The 15,189-nt window shown below is 39.5% G+C and carries 13 protein-coding genes and 1 other RNA gene; 8 read left to right on the top strand and 6 right to left on the bottom strand.

The window, feature by feature from the left end:
• Positions 1-92 precede the first annotated feature (92 nt).
• Together IGJ14_RS12460 and IGJ14_RS12455 are read left to right on the top strand one after the other, a co-directional pair.
• On the top strand, positions 93-1,100 hold the full coding sequence (locus IGJ14_RS12460; protein ID WP_019724571.1) for a class I SAM-dependent methyltransferase: 1,008 nt from the start codon (positions 93-95) through the stop codon (positions 1,098-1,100).
• 24 nt (positions 1,101-1,124) lie between these two features.
• Complete coding sequence (locus IGJ14_RS12455) at positions 1,125-2,306, top strand: acetate/propionate family kinase (RefSeq protein WP_062806107.1); 1,182 nt, start codon at positions 1,125-1,127, stop codon at positions 2,304-2,306.
• A gap of 192 nt (positions 2,307-2,498) precedes the next feature.
• Here the strand turns inward: IGJ14_RS12455 and IGJ14_RS12450 are convergent, their stop codons facing one another.
• Entirely contained in the window at positions 2,499-3,482 is a 984-nt protein-coding gene (locus IGJ14_RS12450) for a LacI family DNA-binding transcriptional regulator (protein ID WP_019724192.1), read from the bottom strand.
• 12 nt (positions 3,483-3,494) lie between these two features.
• The gene (locus IGJ14_RS12445; protein ID WP_019724193.1) at positions 3,495-4,973 is read right to left on the bottom strand and encodes a sucrose-6-phosphate hydrolase; all 1,479 of its coding nucleotides are present in this window, start codon (positions 4,971-4,973) and stop codon (positions 3,495-3,497) included.
• A gap of 230 nt (positions 4,974-5,203) precedes the next feature.
• Here IGJ14_RS12445 and IGJ14_RS12440 point away from each other — a divergent pair, with 230 nt between their 5' ends.
• Complete coding sequence (locus IGJ14_RS12440) at positions 5,204-7,156, top strand: sucrose-specific PTS transporter subunit IIBC (RefSeq protein ID WP_104776317.1); 1,953 nt, start codon at positions 5,204-5,206, stop codon at positions 7,154-7,156.
• A 48-nt stretch (positions 7,157-7,204) separates the two neighbouring features.
• Here the strand turns inward: IGJ14_RS12440 and IGJ14_RS12435 are convergent, their stop codons facing one another.
• The 4 genes from IGJ14_RS12435 to IGJ14_RS12420 form a co-directional block, all read right to left on the bottom strand.
• Positions 7,205-7,678: a universal stress protein gene (locus IGJ14_RS12435; protein WP_010734215.1), complete on the bottom strand. Its 474-nt coding sequence runs from the start codon at positions 7,676-7,678 to the stop codon at positions 7,205-7,207.
• 71 nt (positions 7,679-7,749) lie between these two features.
• Positions 7,750-8,037: a hypothetical protein gene (locus IGJ14_RS12430; protein ID WP_019723445.1), complete on the bottom strand. Its 288-nt coding sequence runs from the start codon at positions 8,035-8,037 to the stop codon at positions 7,750-7,752.
• A 91-nt stretch (positions 8,038-8,128) separates the two neighbouring features.
• A non-coding RNA gene (ssrS, locus tag IGJ14_RS12425) (6S RNA) lies at positions 8,129-8,323 on the bottom strand.
• A 77-nt stretch (positions 8,324-8,400) separates the two neighbouring features.
• Complete coding sequence (locus IGJ14_RS12420) at positions 8,401-9,681, bottom strand: replication-associated recombination protein A (RefSeq protein ID WP_010734217.1); 1,281 nt, start codon at positions 9,679-9,681, stop codon at positions 8,401-8,403.
• A 206-nt stretch (positions 9,682-9,887) separates the two neighbouring features.
• Between IGJ14_RS12420 and IGJ14_RS12415 the strand changes: the two genes are divergently transcribed.
• The 5 genes from IGJ14_RS12415 (at position 9,888) to IGJ14_RS12395 (ending at position 15,180) form a co-directional block, all read left to right on the top strand.
• Positions 9,888-10,556 carry a DNA-3-methyladenine glycosylase gene (locus tag IGJ14_RS12415; RefSeq protein ID WP_019723446.1) on the top strand — a complete coding sequence of 223 codons (669 nt, stop codon included), beginning with the start codon at positions 9,888-9,890 and terminating at the stop codon, positions 10,554-10,556.
• The gene (locus tag IGJ14_RS12410) at positions 10,525-11,013 is read left to right on the top strand and encodes a DUF3013 family protein (RefSeq protein ID WP_019723447.1); all 489 of its coding nucleotides are present in this window, start codon (positions 10,525-10,527) and stop codon (positions 11,011-11,013) included. Before IGJ14_RS12415 ends, IGJ14_RS12410 begins: the two co-directional genes overlap by 32 nt.
• A gap of 12 nt (positions 11,014-11,025) precedes the next feature.
• On the top strand, positions 11,026-11,973 hold the full coding sequence (prmA, locus tag IGJ14_RS12405) for a 50S ribosomal protein L11 methyltransferase (protein WP_019723448.1): 948 nt from the start codon (positions 11,026-11,028) through the stop codon (positions 11,971-11,973).
• Complete coding sequence (locus IGJ14_RS12400; RefSeq protein WP_019723449.1) at positions 11,974-12,735, top strand: 16S rRNA (uracil(1498)-N(3))-methyltransferase; 762 nt, start codon at positions 11,974-11,976, stop codon at positions 12,733-12,735. It begins immediately after the preceding gene.
• A 231-nt stretch (positions 12,736-12,966) separates the two neighbouring features.
• The gene (locus tag IGJ14_RS12395; RefSeq protein ID WP_010734222.1) at positions 12,967-15,180 is read left to right on the top strand and encodes a RelA/SpoT family protein; all 2,214 of its coding nucleotides are present in this window, start codon (positions 12,967-12,969) and stop codon (positions 15,178-15,180) included.
• Positions 15,181-15,189 lie beyond the last annotated feature (9 nt).

Genomic DNA, 15,189 nt, shown 5'->3' with positions numbered 1-15,189 from the left:
AAAGGATGAAAACGATTGAAATTTTAGCGATTGTTCGTTAGAATTAAACAGGTAAAATAATTGTTATAATATATCTAGAAATGAGGCGCACGATGTTACCAGAAAAAATGGAACAAGGGTTTGAGCAAAACCTGGAAGCTATTCAGCTTTTACAAAACGCATTGGGAACTTCTTTTTTAGAAGCTTATGTTGAAAATGCCGAAAATTTAAGAGACAACTATCAAGTACGTGTAGTAGATGGTGTACCAAATGAAAAGACAACCCAACAGATCTCAGAGCTTTATCAAAAACTGAGTGAATTATCATTTGAACCGGAAGAGTGGCGTCGTTTATCGCAGTTGCTTTTGTTAAAGGGAAGTCAAACGGAGCACTTACAAGCAAACCATCAATTGACACCAGATAGTATTGGTTTCTTGTTTGTTTTCTTGATCGAACAACTATTCCCTGATCATAAAGAGAAAATCGGTGTCTTGGATATTTCAGCAGGAATGGGCAATTTGTTATTAACAGTTCTTTTAAACCTAAACATTGCTGGATACCATACAGAAGGTTTTGGTGTGGATATCGATGATACACTACTGTCTGTCGCAGCTTCTACAAGTGAGTTGACGCAAGCGAGTGTTCAATACTTTCACCAAGATGGATTACAAGACTTATTGATCGAACCAGTCGATGTCGCTATCAGTGACTTGCCAATCGGCTTTTATCCGAATGATCAAAAAGCGCAAGACTTTTTGACAAGCGCGACAGAAGGTCACAGTTATGCTCATCATCTTTTATTGGAACAGGCAATGAAATACGTCAAGCCAGATGGTTTCGGTTTGTTCTTGATGCCAAGCAATTTCTTGGAGACAGAGCAAAGCGAGTACATTAAAAAATGGTTTAAAGAAGAAGGCTATCTTCAAGGTATGATCCAATTGCCGGATGAGTTGTTCCGAAATAAGCAATCACAAAAAAGTATTTTGATTTTACAGAAAAAAGGCAAACAAGCAAAACAAACCAAAGAAGTACTGCTTGTTAAACTTGATTCACTAAAAGAACCAGAGAAGGTGACGAAGTTTTTTAACGAATTTAAAAACTGGAAATCAGCTTCCTTATAACTATTTACCAAAAAGGAGAGTAACATGTCAAAAACAATTGCAATCAATGCTGGAAGTTCAAGTTTAAAATGGCAGTTATACCAAATGCCAGAAGAAACTGTAGTCGCTAAAGGAATCGTTGAAAGAATTGGATTAAATGATTCAATTTTTACAATCAAGTATGGTGAAGGCCAAAAATTTGAACAAATCTTAGATATTGATGATCATGAAGTTGCTGTAAAAATGTTATTAGATCAATTGATCGAATTAAATATTTTAGGCGCATATGATGAAATCACAGGTGTCGGACATCGTGTCGTTCACGGTGGAGAAACTTATGGTGACTCTGTAGTCATTGATGAAGAAGTAATGGCACGCATCCAAGAATTAGCAGAATTTGCGCCATTGCATAATCCCGCCAACTTAATGGGAATCAAAGCATTTAAGAAAATTTTGCCAGATATCCAAAGTGTAGCTGTCTTTGATACGTCTTTCCATGCGACTATGCCAAAACACAATTACTTGTACAGCTTACCAATCGCTTACTACGAAGATTTTAAAGTGAGAAAATATGGGTTCCACGGAACAAGTCACCGTTATGTTTCTGAACGTGCGGCAGACATGTTAGGTAAACCAATCGAAGACTTAAAAATTATTACTTGTCATTTAGGAAATGGTGCTTCAATTACTGCTGTTGATGGTGGTAAATCTGTTGATACATCAATGGGCTTCACGCCATTAGCAGGTGTAACCATGGGTACTCGTTCTGGTGATATCGATCCAGCGATCTTACCTTATCTAATGGAAAAATTATCGATCGATATCAATGAAATGGTTGATATCTTAAACAAAAAATCTGGTCTTTTAGGGTTAACAAATCTATCTAGTGATATGCGTGACCTTGAAAACAATTACGATAAAGAAGAAATCCGTTTGGCTTATGATGTGTTTGTTGACCGTATCCGTAAATATATTGGTGGCTATGTAACAACAATGAACGGCGTTGACGCAATCGTATTTACTGCGGGTATCGGAGAAAATGATGGTCATGTGCGTAACGAAGTGATCAAAGGTATGACATGGTTTGGTTGTGAAATCGATCCAGAATTGAACAAATTACGTGGTGAAGAGTTAGACATCTCAACAAAAGACTCAAAAGTCAAAGTATTAGTCATCCCAACAGATGAAGAATTAATGATTGCACGTGATGTAGAACGCTTGCGTTAATTTGGATGACGCTAAGAAATTAGTCAGATTAACATAAGGGTTCTAAAAAAAGAGTTGGACATTGTCCAGCTCTTTTTGGTTTTTTGCCTAATTTAAATCAGCTGAACGAAGCTAGAAGCAACGCCTAAGAAAAGTATATCTTCTAGTAATAGGAAAATAGAAGATATACTTTCGTTCAAATCGCTGGTCATCTTATGTCGTGCTTCCTTGGATCAATTTCACTGGTAGCACATAGTTGGATTCAAGTGGTTTCTCTGGATCTTGGATCCGTTGGAGCATTAGGTCGACTAAGATGTCAGCAATATCTGTAATTGGTTGTGCGATGGTCGAGAGCTGTGGGAAATAATTTTGAATCATTTTTGTTCCATCATACCCGATGATTTTTATTTCTTCAGGAATTTTAATATGCAACTCTTGACAGAGATTATAGGCTAAAATAGCAGTTAAATCGTCTGTACAAAATAAAGCATCAATTTTTTCCATTTCTAAAATCCGTTTGATCTCTAAATTTTTTAAAGCAGTTGAGCGGGCAGTAGAATGAAAATGAAACACGTGCGGCTCTAACTGGAATTCTTCCATAAATGCCAAATAGCCATTCAATCGTTGATTGGTCGGTGAATTTGATTCTTGGGAGCCAGTTAGGATGGCAATGTTTCTGGCACCTTTTAAATAAAGGTTTTCGGTAGCTAAGTATCCACCGCGTAAATTGTCACTACTGATAATTGGAATGCCTTCTGCTAAATAGCGGTCGAAGGAGACAATGGGTAGTTCAATATTTTCGTATTCTTGGATACCCAGATTATGCGCTCCAGCAAGTATACCATCTACTTTGTTTGCAGCTAACATGTTGAGGTAGTTTCGTTCTTTTTCTTTATTGTTTGCACTATCGCATAATATTGAACGGTATCCTAAATCAAATAGCTTACTTTCTAATTGTTCGACTAATTCACCAAAGAAAGGGTTGGCAACTGTAGGAAAAATCAAGCCAATCAATTGGGTGTTTTTTCCTTGAAGAGAACGAGCCAATGAATTGGGTTGATAATTCAATTCTTTCATTGCTTGATTTACTTTATCGATTGTTTTTTGGCTCAATGAGCCGTAGTTATTGATGACACGTGATACAGTGGTTGGTGAGACTCCAGCCTTTTTGGCTACATCGGTTAATTTAACAACCATTTAACTTACCCTCTATTCATTCATTTTACGTAACTTCCAAAGCGTTCCTGAGAAGGCATGGTCACATTCGATCAAGAGTGTGGTCTGTTCGCTTGAAGGGAAAATTCGGGCAGTAGCCGTTTGTTTACCGTCATTGATAAAGATTTCGACTACAGAGATATCAACAAAGATTTGTAAAGACAAAGGTTCTTGTGAAATTGTAAATTCTCTTGTGACACCATAATCTTCTGCAAATACTTCTCCTGATAAGCTACGATCTATTTTCATTTTACCATGCCTGCGATCGAAAGAGAGGATCAATCCGTTATTTCCCATGGGATCACTACATAAATGAATTTTTCCACTTTGATTTTCTTTAAACTCTAAGTCGATTTCGTAGCGATTTTGCTCGGTATTTATCTGTGAGACTGATTGATTCAAAGAACATGGCGGATCAATCCGTAATTGACTCATTTCTTTTACAGGACGTTGATGGAGTGTCCCATTTTCGATCGTCAACTCTTTGACGATACTTAAACAATGGGCCCAGCCAAATGGATCAGTCGGATAACTGATTTCAGGCAACCCGATCCAACTAACTGCTAAGGCACGACCATCAGGAGCGTTGAATGCTTGAGTAGCATAAAGATCAAAGCCTTCGTCAAGATTTTTAAGGGTTGAAGGTTGGGTAAGTTGATTCGTTTCGATGTCATAGGCTTCTCCGATGATGTAAGTATTCGGGTATATATTTTGATACTCCAAAATTGACTGTTCTAAGCCTTGTGGACAAAAGAGCAATAGCGCTTTTCCGTCAATGAATACTAAGTTAGGACACTCGATCATAAATCCCATCGATTGTTGCGTAAATTGTAAAGGACCTGCGTAAGACCAAGTGTCTAGATCGGGACTACGGTAAACTAAAATTTCCCCTTGTTTATTTTGATTTTGTGCACCCAACAATAACAAATATTCGTCTTTATAAAAAATCACTTGAGGATCTCGAAATTCTTGTGTATAGCCGTAAGGGGGCTTAGAAATCAGTGGGGTGGTTAATTTGGATAGTTCGCCATTAGGTTGCATCCATGCACCCAACTGAGACGAAGTGCGTGCCCAATTTTCATCACGGACATTGCCTGTATAGGCCAAAAATAATTTGTCATTAACCGGAAGTGCTGAACCGGAATAGACGCCATGACTATCATATGATGTGCTGGGTAGAAGTTTCAATCCTTCCTCTTGCCAATCGACTAAATTCTTCGAAGTCAAGTGGTACCAAGATTTTAGCCCATGAACAGTGCCCATCGGATAAGCTTGGTAAAATAAGTGCCATTTGCCGTTGAAAAAAGAAAAACCATTTGGGTCGTTCAACAAACCAGAAGGTGGTTGAATGTGGTAATCCAAACGCCAAGGAGAATGAGCTACTTGTTCCTTTAACAGTGTTTGATACTCTTGAGGCCACGCCTGATAAGCTTGATAACGTAGTTGACGTGTCCATTTAAAATTATTATTCATAAGTACGACTCCTTGTAAACGTATTCTATTATAGAATAGCTCGAACCAGCATCAATGTCAAACGTATATCATTATTGTTGTTTTTTTCATCATTCTCTCTAGTTATTTATTATAAAAGATAAGATTTATTTTTGATAAACGTTTGACAATTGTGAAGTGTCGTGGCATACTCAAGCTAGGATAACGGTTACAAAAAAATTGATGTTTAGATTATATAGGGGGGACAAAAAGTGGATTATAAAAAAGTGGCAAAAGAAATCAATGACGCACTAGGGGAAAATAATATCCAAGCTGCCGCACATTGTGCAACTCGTTTGCGTTTAGTATTAAAAGATCAAGCGAAAGTGAATCAAAAGGCACTAGATGCCATTGATGAAGTAAAAGGAACCTTTGAAGCAAACCATCAATTCCAAATCATTATAGGCGCAGGTGATGTGAATAACGTTTACGACGAACTTATCCAGCTGACCGGTACAAAAGAAGCGTCGACTGACGATTTGAAAGCGGTAGCACAATCAGGGAAGAAACAGAATCCTTTTATGTCCTTGATCAAAGTACTGTCTGATATCTTCGTACCAATTGTTCCTGCTTTAGTCGCAGGTGGGTTATTGATGGCAATCAATAATGTTTTGACCGCACAAGATCTATTCGGACCACAATCAGTGATTGAGATGTATCCTAATTTAAAAGATGTGACTAGCATTATTAATTTACTGGCTTCTGCTCCATTTGCATTTCTTCCGATCCTAGTAGGTTTTTCAGCAACGCGAAGATTTGGTGGCAATCCTTATCTAGGAGCAGCAATGGCAATGGCGATGGTGATGCCGGAGCTGGTCAATGGGTACAGCGTAGCAAATGCTGTGGCAGAAGGAACAATGCCTTATTGGAATATTTTTGGGTTAAACATTGCTCAAGCAGGTTACCAAGGATCGGTCTTACCAGTTTTAGCTGTTTCATGGATTTTGGCGAATTTAGAGAAATTTTTCCATAAACGTTTACTTAATGCATTTGATTATACATTTACACCGATGTTAGCAATTATCATTACAGGTTTTTTGACATTCGTTGTGGTTGGTCCAGTGATGCAAGCAGTCGGAGACAGCTTAACAGCAGGGTTGAGTTGGTTGTATCAAACAACTGGAGCAATCGGCTTAGGGATTTTTGGTTTGTTCTATTCACCAATCGTGATCACTGGTCTTCATCAAAGTTTTCCAGCAATTGAAACATCTTTATTGGCTGATGTGGCTCGAACGGGAGGAACATTTATTTTCCCAGTTGCTTCAATGGCAAACGTTGGACAGGGGGCAGCAACACTTGCCATCATGTTATTGACTAAAAATACAAAGCAAAAAAGTTTAGCAACTTCTGCTAGCATCTCTGCTTTACTAGGAATTACAGAGCCAGCAATTTTTGGTGTCAATCTAAAATTAAAGTTTCCATTTATTTGTGGAATGATTGCTGCCGGGATCTCCTCCATGTTCATCGGTTTTTTCCATGTACTTGCTATTGCTTTAGGTCCCGCCAGCGTCATCGGCTTTATTTCAATTACGCCTAATCAGATTCCTTTTTTCATGATAGGTATCCTGATCAGTTTACTCGTTGGTTTCACTACAACATATCTTTATGGAAAAAAACATGCATACCTACTTGCTAGTGAAGAACCGGAAACAGCAGATGTACCGAGTGTTGCAAAAGAAGAGGAGGAACGTGTGATAGAAGAAGTAATCGTTGCTCCTGTTTCTGGTGAACTGATATCACTGCAAGCAGTAAATGACCCTGTGTTTTCTCAAGAAATGATGGGGAAAGGAATAGCAATCAGACCAACGGAAGGACTTTTATTTGCTCCAGCCGATGGTGAACTGACTGTTGTTTATGAATCGAAACATGCCTATGGATTGAAAACGGATGCTGGTGGAGAAATTTTGATCCATATCGGTATTGATACAGTTGAATTAAATGGTCAAGGGTTTTCGACAGAATTTCAGGTAGGAGATAAGGTAAAGAAAGGCCAGTTGTTGGGAAGATTTGATCAGCAAAAGCTCAAGCAAGCCGGTTATGATGATACGGTAATGGTGATTATTACCAATTCTTTGTCGTATGAATCAATTACTCCTGTTACAGAAGGCACAGTAGATAGCAAAGAAAGATTGCTCATGCTACGTTCAAAGACAGAATCTAACTAATAAAAAGCATTGAGAAATTTTTATTTCTCAATGCTTTTTATGAAATAATTACTTATCTTCCTTTTTTGGTAATTGATTTTCTAAGTTTGTACGTACGACTAGAACATCACATGCTGCATTGCGAATAACGTATTCTGAAACAGAACCGATAAATAGACGTTCGACTGCGTTGAGTCCAGTTGCACCTAAAAGGATCAAGTCCACTTCATGGTCTTCAGGGATTTCTTTAGCAATGATATGCTTTGGAGAACCGTATTCTACCACAGTTGTCACTTGATGTAATCCAGCTTTTTTAGCTTTCATCTCATAATCGGCTAGTGTTTGCTTGGCCATTTCTGTTGCTTGTTCTGCCAACATGCCATCAAAGGATGAAACAGTTTGGAAAGATCGTGTGTCAATGACATGAGCTAATAAAAGCTCGCTGTTATTTCTTAAAGCAACGTTTACTGCTTTTTTAAACGCTAATTCGGCTTCTTCAGAACCGTCGACCGCAACCATGATTTTTCTATATTGTTGTAACATCAGCATTCACTCCTTCAAAAAAGATACTTGGCTTACAATTCTATTGTAAAGCAAATTCAAAGAAATGAGAATTATTTACTGTCAGGTTTCGTCATTTTTTTGGCAAAACTGATGCTGAAGACAGAGGCAACAGCAATTACGATGACTAAATAAAGTAATGCAAAAAAACGATGATTGATTGCTACGACAACGAGTCCTAGAAGTCCTAAAAACGCGTAGATCGAACCGAAAATACTTAGAAAATCTTGATTCTTTTTATTCTGTTCGATAAGAACGAAAAAAATCGTTTGTTTTTTAAATAAGTAATAACTGACAAATAATAGCAATAAGGCGGCAATCGCCATCAATAAACGAATCATTGTATCCACTCCTACTTTTTCTAAAACCAATCATACCATAAAAGAGGCAGTACCGATAAATCGGTACTGCCTCTTAATAGGTAAAAAAATGGTAATCTCCGTTAATGCCGTTGTTTGTCCTGTAGTATTGATCCCGCGAATTCAAGCAGGTGGGTCCCATGGTCGTCGCATCGAACTACCAAATGATAAGGCATGTTACCAGCTGTGACACAAGACAGGTCCCAAGATATCAATAAAAATGTTCGGTCAACACACAAAGAGGACAATTCGAACATCACAGATTTCCCACTTCTATAGTAGCACATGGATTTAAAAAGAGCAATGTGGGCGCTCAATAATTTTGAACGCTTTCAATGACGGTGGTTATTGTGTTTTTTTCTGCCATTCTTTAATGCGCTGATATTGCTGTCCTAAGGCTTGTTCGTACTTCCCAGTATTTTTAGGTTGATAATACTGTGTATGTTTCAGTTTATCAGGTAGATATTGTTGATCGACCCAAGCATTTTCGTAGCTATGAGGATATTGATAGTCTACACCTCGATTCAATGACTTGGCACCTTGATAATGGCTATCTTTTAAGTGATCAGGAACTTCACCTGCCTTTCCTGCTCTGATGTCTGCAATGGCTGTATCTAATGCGGTATAGGCAGAATTGGATTTTGGTGAAAGGCAAAGATCGACGACTGCATCAGCTAAAGGGATACGACCTTCTGGTAGACCTAAACGTTCGGCAGCTAGCACAGCGTTGACTGTTCGAGCCGCAGCAGCAGGGTTGCCTAAGCCAATATCTTCGTAGCCAATCACCATCAGGCGACGACAAATACTTGCTAAATCCCCAGCCTCGACTAAACGCGCCAAGTAATGTAATGCAGCATCCACGTCGCTCCCACGAATGGATTTTTGAAATGCGGAGATCACATCATAGTGAGCATCTCCATTTTTATCATGCGTCAATGCTTTTCGCTGGATACACTCTTCGATAATCGCGAGGGTGAGATGAATTGTACCGTCTTCTTGTTTTTTAGTGGAACGTACAGCAAGTTCCAAGCCATTAAGTGCGCTTCTCAAATCACCGTTAGTGGCACGAGATAGATGAAGCAAGGCATTTTCATCTATTTTAATCGATGATTCTCCTAAGCCATTTTCTTTATCGGACAATGCACGATGAATGGCTAATTGGATATCTTCTTCGTCTAACGGTTTTACCTCAAAGATCTGTGTCCGACTACGGATTGCTGGATTAATCGTGATATAAGGATTTTCAGTGGTTGCCCCAATCAAGATGATACGACCGTTTTCTAAATGCGGAAGTAAAAAATCTTGCTTTGTTTTATCTAATCGATGGACTTCGTCAAGTAAAAGAATCACAGTACCGCTCATTCTAGCTTCTTCGGCGACAACTTGTAGATCTTTTTTAGAATCAGTCGCGGCATTCAACATCCGAAAGGCAAAATTAGTTGAGCCAGCAATGGCACTAGCGATACTTGTCTTTCCTGTGCCGGGTGGTCCATATAAAATCATGGAAGATAACATTTCTGCATCAACCATACGGCGAATGATTTTACCTTCACCAACTAAATGGCGTTGGCCAACGACTTCATCGATATTTTTCGGACGCATCCGATAGGCTAATGGTTGTTGCATCAGTCTGCCTCCTTTAGATTATTCGTTCGTTTATTATAACATATCTCATAGGATAAAGGGTCGCAAAAGGCGGAGGAATAGTCAGAATAGGGCGAGAAGCTAGAAATAGGTTTCTCTAGTTCAGCAATGGCAATCGCCAACTCGTTGACCCGCTTTTTTCATAGCTTCTTTGCCTAATATTGTGTATGATAAAGGTGGTGAAGCAAATGACAAATCAAAAACAATTAGATGAACTTTTATTAAATAAAACAACGGCAGAAGTGGCAAAAGATTTACTAGGAATGTATCTGGAATATGAAACACCAAATGGGCGCTTAGGTGGCTATATCGTAGATGCAGAAGCTTACTTAGGTCCGGAAGATCTGGCTGCTCACAGTTATGGTATGCGGCGTACGCCTCGAGTGCGTGCAATGTATGAAGAACCAGGAACGATCTATCTCTACACGATGCACACCCACTTGATTTTAAATATCATCACACAACCTGAAGGAGTACCACAAGGAGTGATGATCCGTGCCATTGAGCCTGTGGAGGGGATTGAGCAAATGAGCCTGAATCGCAAAGGGAAGGCGGGTCCTGATATTAGTAATGGTCCAGGGAAATTAGTGGCAGCCTTAGGTCTATCACCAGATTTATATGGACAGTCGATTCGTGGTAGCTCGTTGCGTTTGGTTTTTGAGAAAAAACGGCTACCCAAAAAAATATTGGCGTTGCCTAGAATCGGTATACCGAATAAAGGAGAATGGACGGAAAAACCATTGCGTTTTGTCGTTGCTGGAAATCCGTATCTTTCATTACAAAAAAAGAACCAAGTCGATGAAGACTGGGGTTGGAGGAAACAAAATGAAGAAAACAACAATATTGGATTACCTTGATACAGCCATTGAAAAGAAGATCACAGACTATGATGTGGCGTTAGATTGGGACACAAAAAACCATACGATTGAGATCGTGGTACGTTTATTTGCAGAAAATCAGGCACATTTTGAATTAGATGATGCCCAAGGTGTTGTCTCGGAAGAAGAAATCATTGAATTTGAAGATGGTGTCTTATTATTCAACCCAGAAAAATCTACATTTGATGAGCAAGATTATCTGGCAGTGATTCCTTATGAAGGAAAGAAAGGGTTAGCGAGTTCTGTAGCCGATGCACTGATTGACTACTTGAATGATGTATTAGCACAAGGTCAAAGTGATCTTTTAGATTTTTTAGATGCAGAAGACGAAACAGCTGTCTTTGAATTGAAATGGGACAACCATGTGTTCACACGTTTAGTCGAAGAAAAACAACAAAATGAAAAAGATGTATATCTACCCTATCCCAGCTATTAAGGAGCAACGTATATGAAATGGAATGAAGTCAAAATCGAAACGGCGAGTGAAGCGGTTGAAGCAGTCGCAAATATTTTAATGGAAGCAGGAGCGAGTGGTGTCGCGATCGAAGATTCATTGGACGTCGAAAATTTTAAATCTGATCCTTATGGAGAAATCCTGACAAAAGAAGATTTTACAACGATTGAAGAGGGGGCCATCGTGATGGCTTATTTCCCTGAAACGATCTTTTTACCGGAAATTTTACCTTTTATCAAAGAAAGTGTGACAAAATTACCCGAATTTGGATTAGCGATCGGTAAGAACATTGTGACGGTGAGTGAAGTCGAAGAAAGCAATTGGGCAACGGCTTGGAAAAAATATTATCATCCGGTTCGAATCACACGTCTACTAACTGTCGTACCAAGTTGGGAAAGTTACCAAACGTCTGATCCATTAGAAAAAATCATTACATTAGATCCAGGGATGGCGTTTGGAACAGGTACGCATCCAACGACTTCTTTGACATTACAAGCACTGGAGTCGACCTTGCGAGGTGGAGAAACGCTTTTAGATGTCGGTACTGGTTCCGGAGTGTTGAGTATTGCGGCGAAGCATTTAGGGGCAAAAGAAGTCTATGCGTATGATCTCGATGAAGTGGCAGTGCGTTCAGCAAAAGAAAATATGGACCTAAATGAAGTAGCAAAAGATGTGCATGTGTCAGCCAATGACCTATTAGAAGGCATTGAGATCGAGAGCGATGTGATCGTAGCTAATATTTTGGCAGATATCATTTTGTTGATGATTCCTGATGCGTGGCGTTTACTAAAACAAACTGGGACGTTGATCGTTTCTGGAATCATTGAAGAGAAGAAAGAAATGGTTCTTACGGCGATGGAAGAACAAGGTTTTGTTGTCGATCAAGTGTTCCAACAAAAAGATTGGTATGCCATTATGCTAAAAAAGCCTGAGGTGGATTAAATGCAACGATATTTTCTAGATGAGCCTTATCGACCACAAGAGCGTTTTGTAATAGAGGGTGAAGCCTATCACCATATGGTAAGAGTCATGCGAATGGCAGTGAAAGATCAGGTCTATTTAGCATTTAACGACCAGATCGCGATCATTGCAGAAATCAGTGAAATGAAGGAGAATGAAGTCTTCTTAGTCGAAGTGGCGAAAGAAAGTGTTCAAAAAGAATTACCCTGCAAGATCACGATTGCTAGCGGATATCCTAAAGGGGATAAGTTGGATTGGATCGTACAAAAAGGGACAGAGCTAGGCGCTCACGGGTTTGTGGGATTTCCTGCTGCTGCTTCTGTCGTTAAATGGGATGCCAAAAAACGCAAAAAGCGACAAGAACGCTTGGTCAAGATTGCACAGGAAGCGGCGGAACAGTCGCATCGCCAAGTCGTACCGCAAGTATCTTTAATGGAGACAGAAAAGCAATTTTATGAGACGCTCAGTTCGTATGATGTCCTTCTGATTGCATATGAAGAATCAGCAAAACAAGGGGAAGCCGCTAATTTAGCCAAAATACTGCAATCTGTTTTACCAGGTACTCGTATCCTTGCAGTGTTTGGACCAGAAGGCGGATTATCACCTCAAGAAGTCGCTCATTTTGAATCACAAGGTGGCATTCTTTGTGGTCTTGGTCCAAGAATCCTACGAACAGAAACTGCGCCATTGTATTTGTTAAGTGCCGCAAGTTTTCAACTTGAATTACAAGCACTTAGCAAGTAATAGGCGAGTTAATCGTTAGGGATAACGATTTTCTACAAAACAAATGTATGAATTTTCCTATTTTCTTGATCCCTCAAAGTGAAAGTGGGATTTTGCCTTTTGTACGGAATTGAAAATCATTGACACAATCGGTATAATAAGAACAATTATTTAATCCTAAGCTATAAAAAAATGCTTTCTCACGACAAAAAATATCTGTTTTGATTATGAATAGAAAGGGGGATGTTTCCCATGCCAAAAGAAGAAATATTAACAGGGCCTGACGTCATTAAGATGGTTAGCCAATACATGGGACCTGAACATGTCGCTTTTGTGCAAAAAGCATGTGACTACGCGACCACTGCACATGAGGGACAATTTCGTAAATCAGGAGAACCTTATATCATCCATCCGATCCAAGTTGCAGGGATTCTTGCAGATCTACGAATGGACCCCCATACGGTTGCCACTGGTTTTTTACATGATGTGGTAGAAGATACAGAAGTAACCTTAGAAGATTTAAGAGAAGCCTTCGGGAACGACGTGGCAATGTTGGTGGACGGAGTGACGAAGTTAGGTAAAATCAAATATAAATCCCACGAAGAACAACTAGCGGAAAATCATCGCAAAATGTTATTAGCTATGGCTCAAGATTTACGTGTAATCATGGTGAAGTTAGCCGATCGTTTACATAACATGCGTACGTTAAAGCATTTGCGGGAAGATAAACAACGACGCATTGCGCAAGAAACATTGGAAATATACGCACCGCTTGCTCATCGTTTAGGGATCAGCCGGATCAAATGGGAATTAGAGGATACGGCGCTGCGTTATCTCAATCCGAAGCAATATTATCGAATCGTCCACTTGATGCAAACAAAACGAGAAGAACGTGAAAATTACGTCAGTGGTACAGTGGAGGATATCCGTTTAGCAACGGAAGAATTGGGGATTTTTGCAGAGATCTATGGTCGCCCGAAACACATCTATTCGATTTACCGTAAGATGAAAGACCAAAAGAAGCAGTTCAATGAAATCTACGATCTACTAGCAATCCGAGTGATCGTGGATTCGATCAAAGATTGTTATGCAGTACTAGGAGCGATCCATACGAAATGGAAACCGATGCCAGGTAGATTCAAAGATTATATCGCGATGCCTAAAGCGAATATGTATCAATCGTTGCATACGACTGTTATCGGACCAGCTGGCAACCCTGTCGAGATCCAGATCCGTACCCAAGAAATGCACGAAATCGCTGAGTTTGGGGTAGCTGCTCACTGGGCATATAAAGAAGGAAAAGGCGACAAAGTCGAACCAGATGGGATGACAAAACAGTTAAGTTGGTTCCATGAGATCATCGAATTGCAAGATGAAAGTTACGATGCTTCTGAATTCATGGAGGGTGTGAAAGGCGATATCTTTAGTGATAAAGTCTATGTGTTCACTCCTAAAGGCGATGTGACTGAACTTCCTAAAGGATCAGGACCGTTAGACTTTGCTTATAGCATCCATACAGATATCGGGAACAAAACGACTGGTGCCAAAATCAATGGGAAAATGGTCCAATTAGATTACAAATTGAAGAATGGTGATATCATCGAGATTCTGACTTCGCCAAATTCATTTGGACCAAGTCGTGATTGGCTGAAATTAGTAGCCACAAGTAAAGCAAGAAATAAAATCAAGCGTTTCTTCAAAGGGCAAGATCGAGACGAAAATGTGACGAAGGGCCATGAAGCTTTAGTGAAGTGTATTATGGATCTTGGTTTTGTACCAAAGGAGATTCTTTCAAAAAATAAATTACACGACGCATTAGAACGCTTGAATTTTCAAACAGAAGAAGATATGTATGCTGCGATTGGTTATGGCGAAGTAAGTCCATTGACGATGGCTAATCGCTTGACTGAAAAAGAGCGGAAAGAACAAAAAATCGAGCAACAAAAACAAGAAGCAGAAGAGTTGATGAATCAACCTAAAAAAGAGCCTGAAAAAATGAAGGTTCGTCATGAAGGTGGCGTCGTCATCCAAGGTGTTGAAAACTTGTTGATCCGGATCAGCCGTTGTTGTAATCCTGTACCAGGGGATGACATCGTGGGCTATATCACCAAAGGACGTGGTATCTCGATCCACCGTAAAGACTGTCCGAATGTCCAACCAGATAAGCCAAATGTGGAAGAACGTTTGATTGACGTGGAATGGGAAGACACTTCAAATACGAACAAAGAGTATGATGCTGATTTAGAGATCTATGGCTATAATCGTTCGGGCATGTTAAATGACGTCTTGCAAACAGTGAATGCGATGACTAAAAATCTAAACAGTGTCGAAGCACGAACGAATAAAGACAAAATGGCGACAATCCATTTGACAGTAGGGATACGTAACTTGTCTCACCTAAAAAGTATTGTCGATAAAATCAAGACCGTACCGGATGTATATAGCGTACGCCGGATGAATGGCTAGGAGGTAGTA

Origin of the sequence: Enterococcus sp. DIV1304_2, from assembly GCF_050555445.1 — a bacterium.
In the GTDB taxonomy this organism is placed as follows: domain Bacteria; phylum Bacillota; class Bacilli; order Lactobacillales; family Enterococcaceae; genus Enterococcus_B; species Enterococcus_B pernyi.
This window is presented reverse-complemented; position numbering and strand designations above follow the sequence as displayed.

What these genes read in the sequence shown, in the direction of transcription:
- IGJ14_RS12400 (WP_019723449.1), top strand. Translation starts at nt 11,974, where the DNA reads ATGCAACGATATTTTCTAGATGAGCCTTATCGACCACAAGAGCGTTTT.
- IGJ14_RS12395 (WP_010734222.1), top strand. Translation starts at nt 12,967, where the DNA reads ATGCCAAAAGAAGAAATATTAACAGGGCCTGACGTCATTAAGATGGTT.
- IGJ14_RS12455 (WP_062806107.1), top strand. Translation starts at nt 1,125, where the DNA reads ATGTCAAAAACAATTGCAATCAATGCTGGAAGTTCAAGTTTAAAATGG.
- IGJ14_RS12445 (WP_019724193.1), bottom strand. Translation starts at nt 4,973, where the DNA reads ATGAATAATAATTTTAAATGGACACGTCAACTACGTTATCAAGCTTAT.
- IGJ14_RS12415 (WP_019723446.1), top strand. Translation starts at nt 9,888, where the DNA reads ATGACAAATCAAAAACAATTAGATGAACTTTTATTAAATAAAACAACG.
- IGJ14_RS12430 (WP_019723445.1), bottom strand. Translation starts at nt 8,037, where the DNA reads ATGATTCGTTTATTGATGGCGATTGCCGCCTTATTGCTATTATTTGTC.
- prmA (WP_019723448.1), top strand. Translation starts at nt 11,026, where the DNA reads ATGAAATGGAATGAAGTCAAAATCGAAACGGCGAGTGAAGCGGTTGAA.
- IGJ14_RS12435 (WP_010734215.1), bottom strand. Translation starts at nt 7,678, where the DNA reads ATGTTACAACAATATAGAAAAATCATGGTTGCGGTCGACGGTTCTGAA.
- IGJ14_RS12410 (WP_019723447.1), top strand. Translation starts at nt 10,525, where the DNA reads ATGAAGAAAACAACAATATTGGATTACCTTGATACAGCCATTGAAAAG.
- IGJ14_RS12460 (WP_019724571.1), top strand. Translation starts at nt 93, where the DNA reads ATGTTACCAGAAAAAATGGAACAAGGGTTTGAGCAAAACCTGGAAGCT.
- IGJ14_RS12420 (WP_010734217.1), bottom strand. Translation starts at nt 9,681, where the DNA reads ATGCAACAACCATTAGCCTATCGGATGCGTCCGAAAAATATCGATGAA.
- IGJ14_RS12450 (WP_019724192.1), bottom strand. Translation starts at nt 3,482, where the DNA reads ATGGTTGTTAAATTAACCGATGTAGCCAAAAAGGCTGGAGTCTCACCA.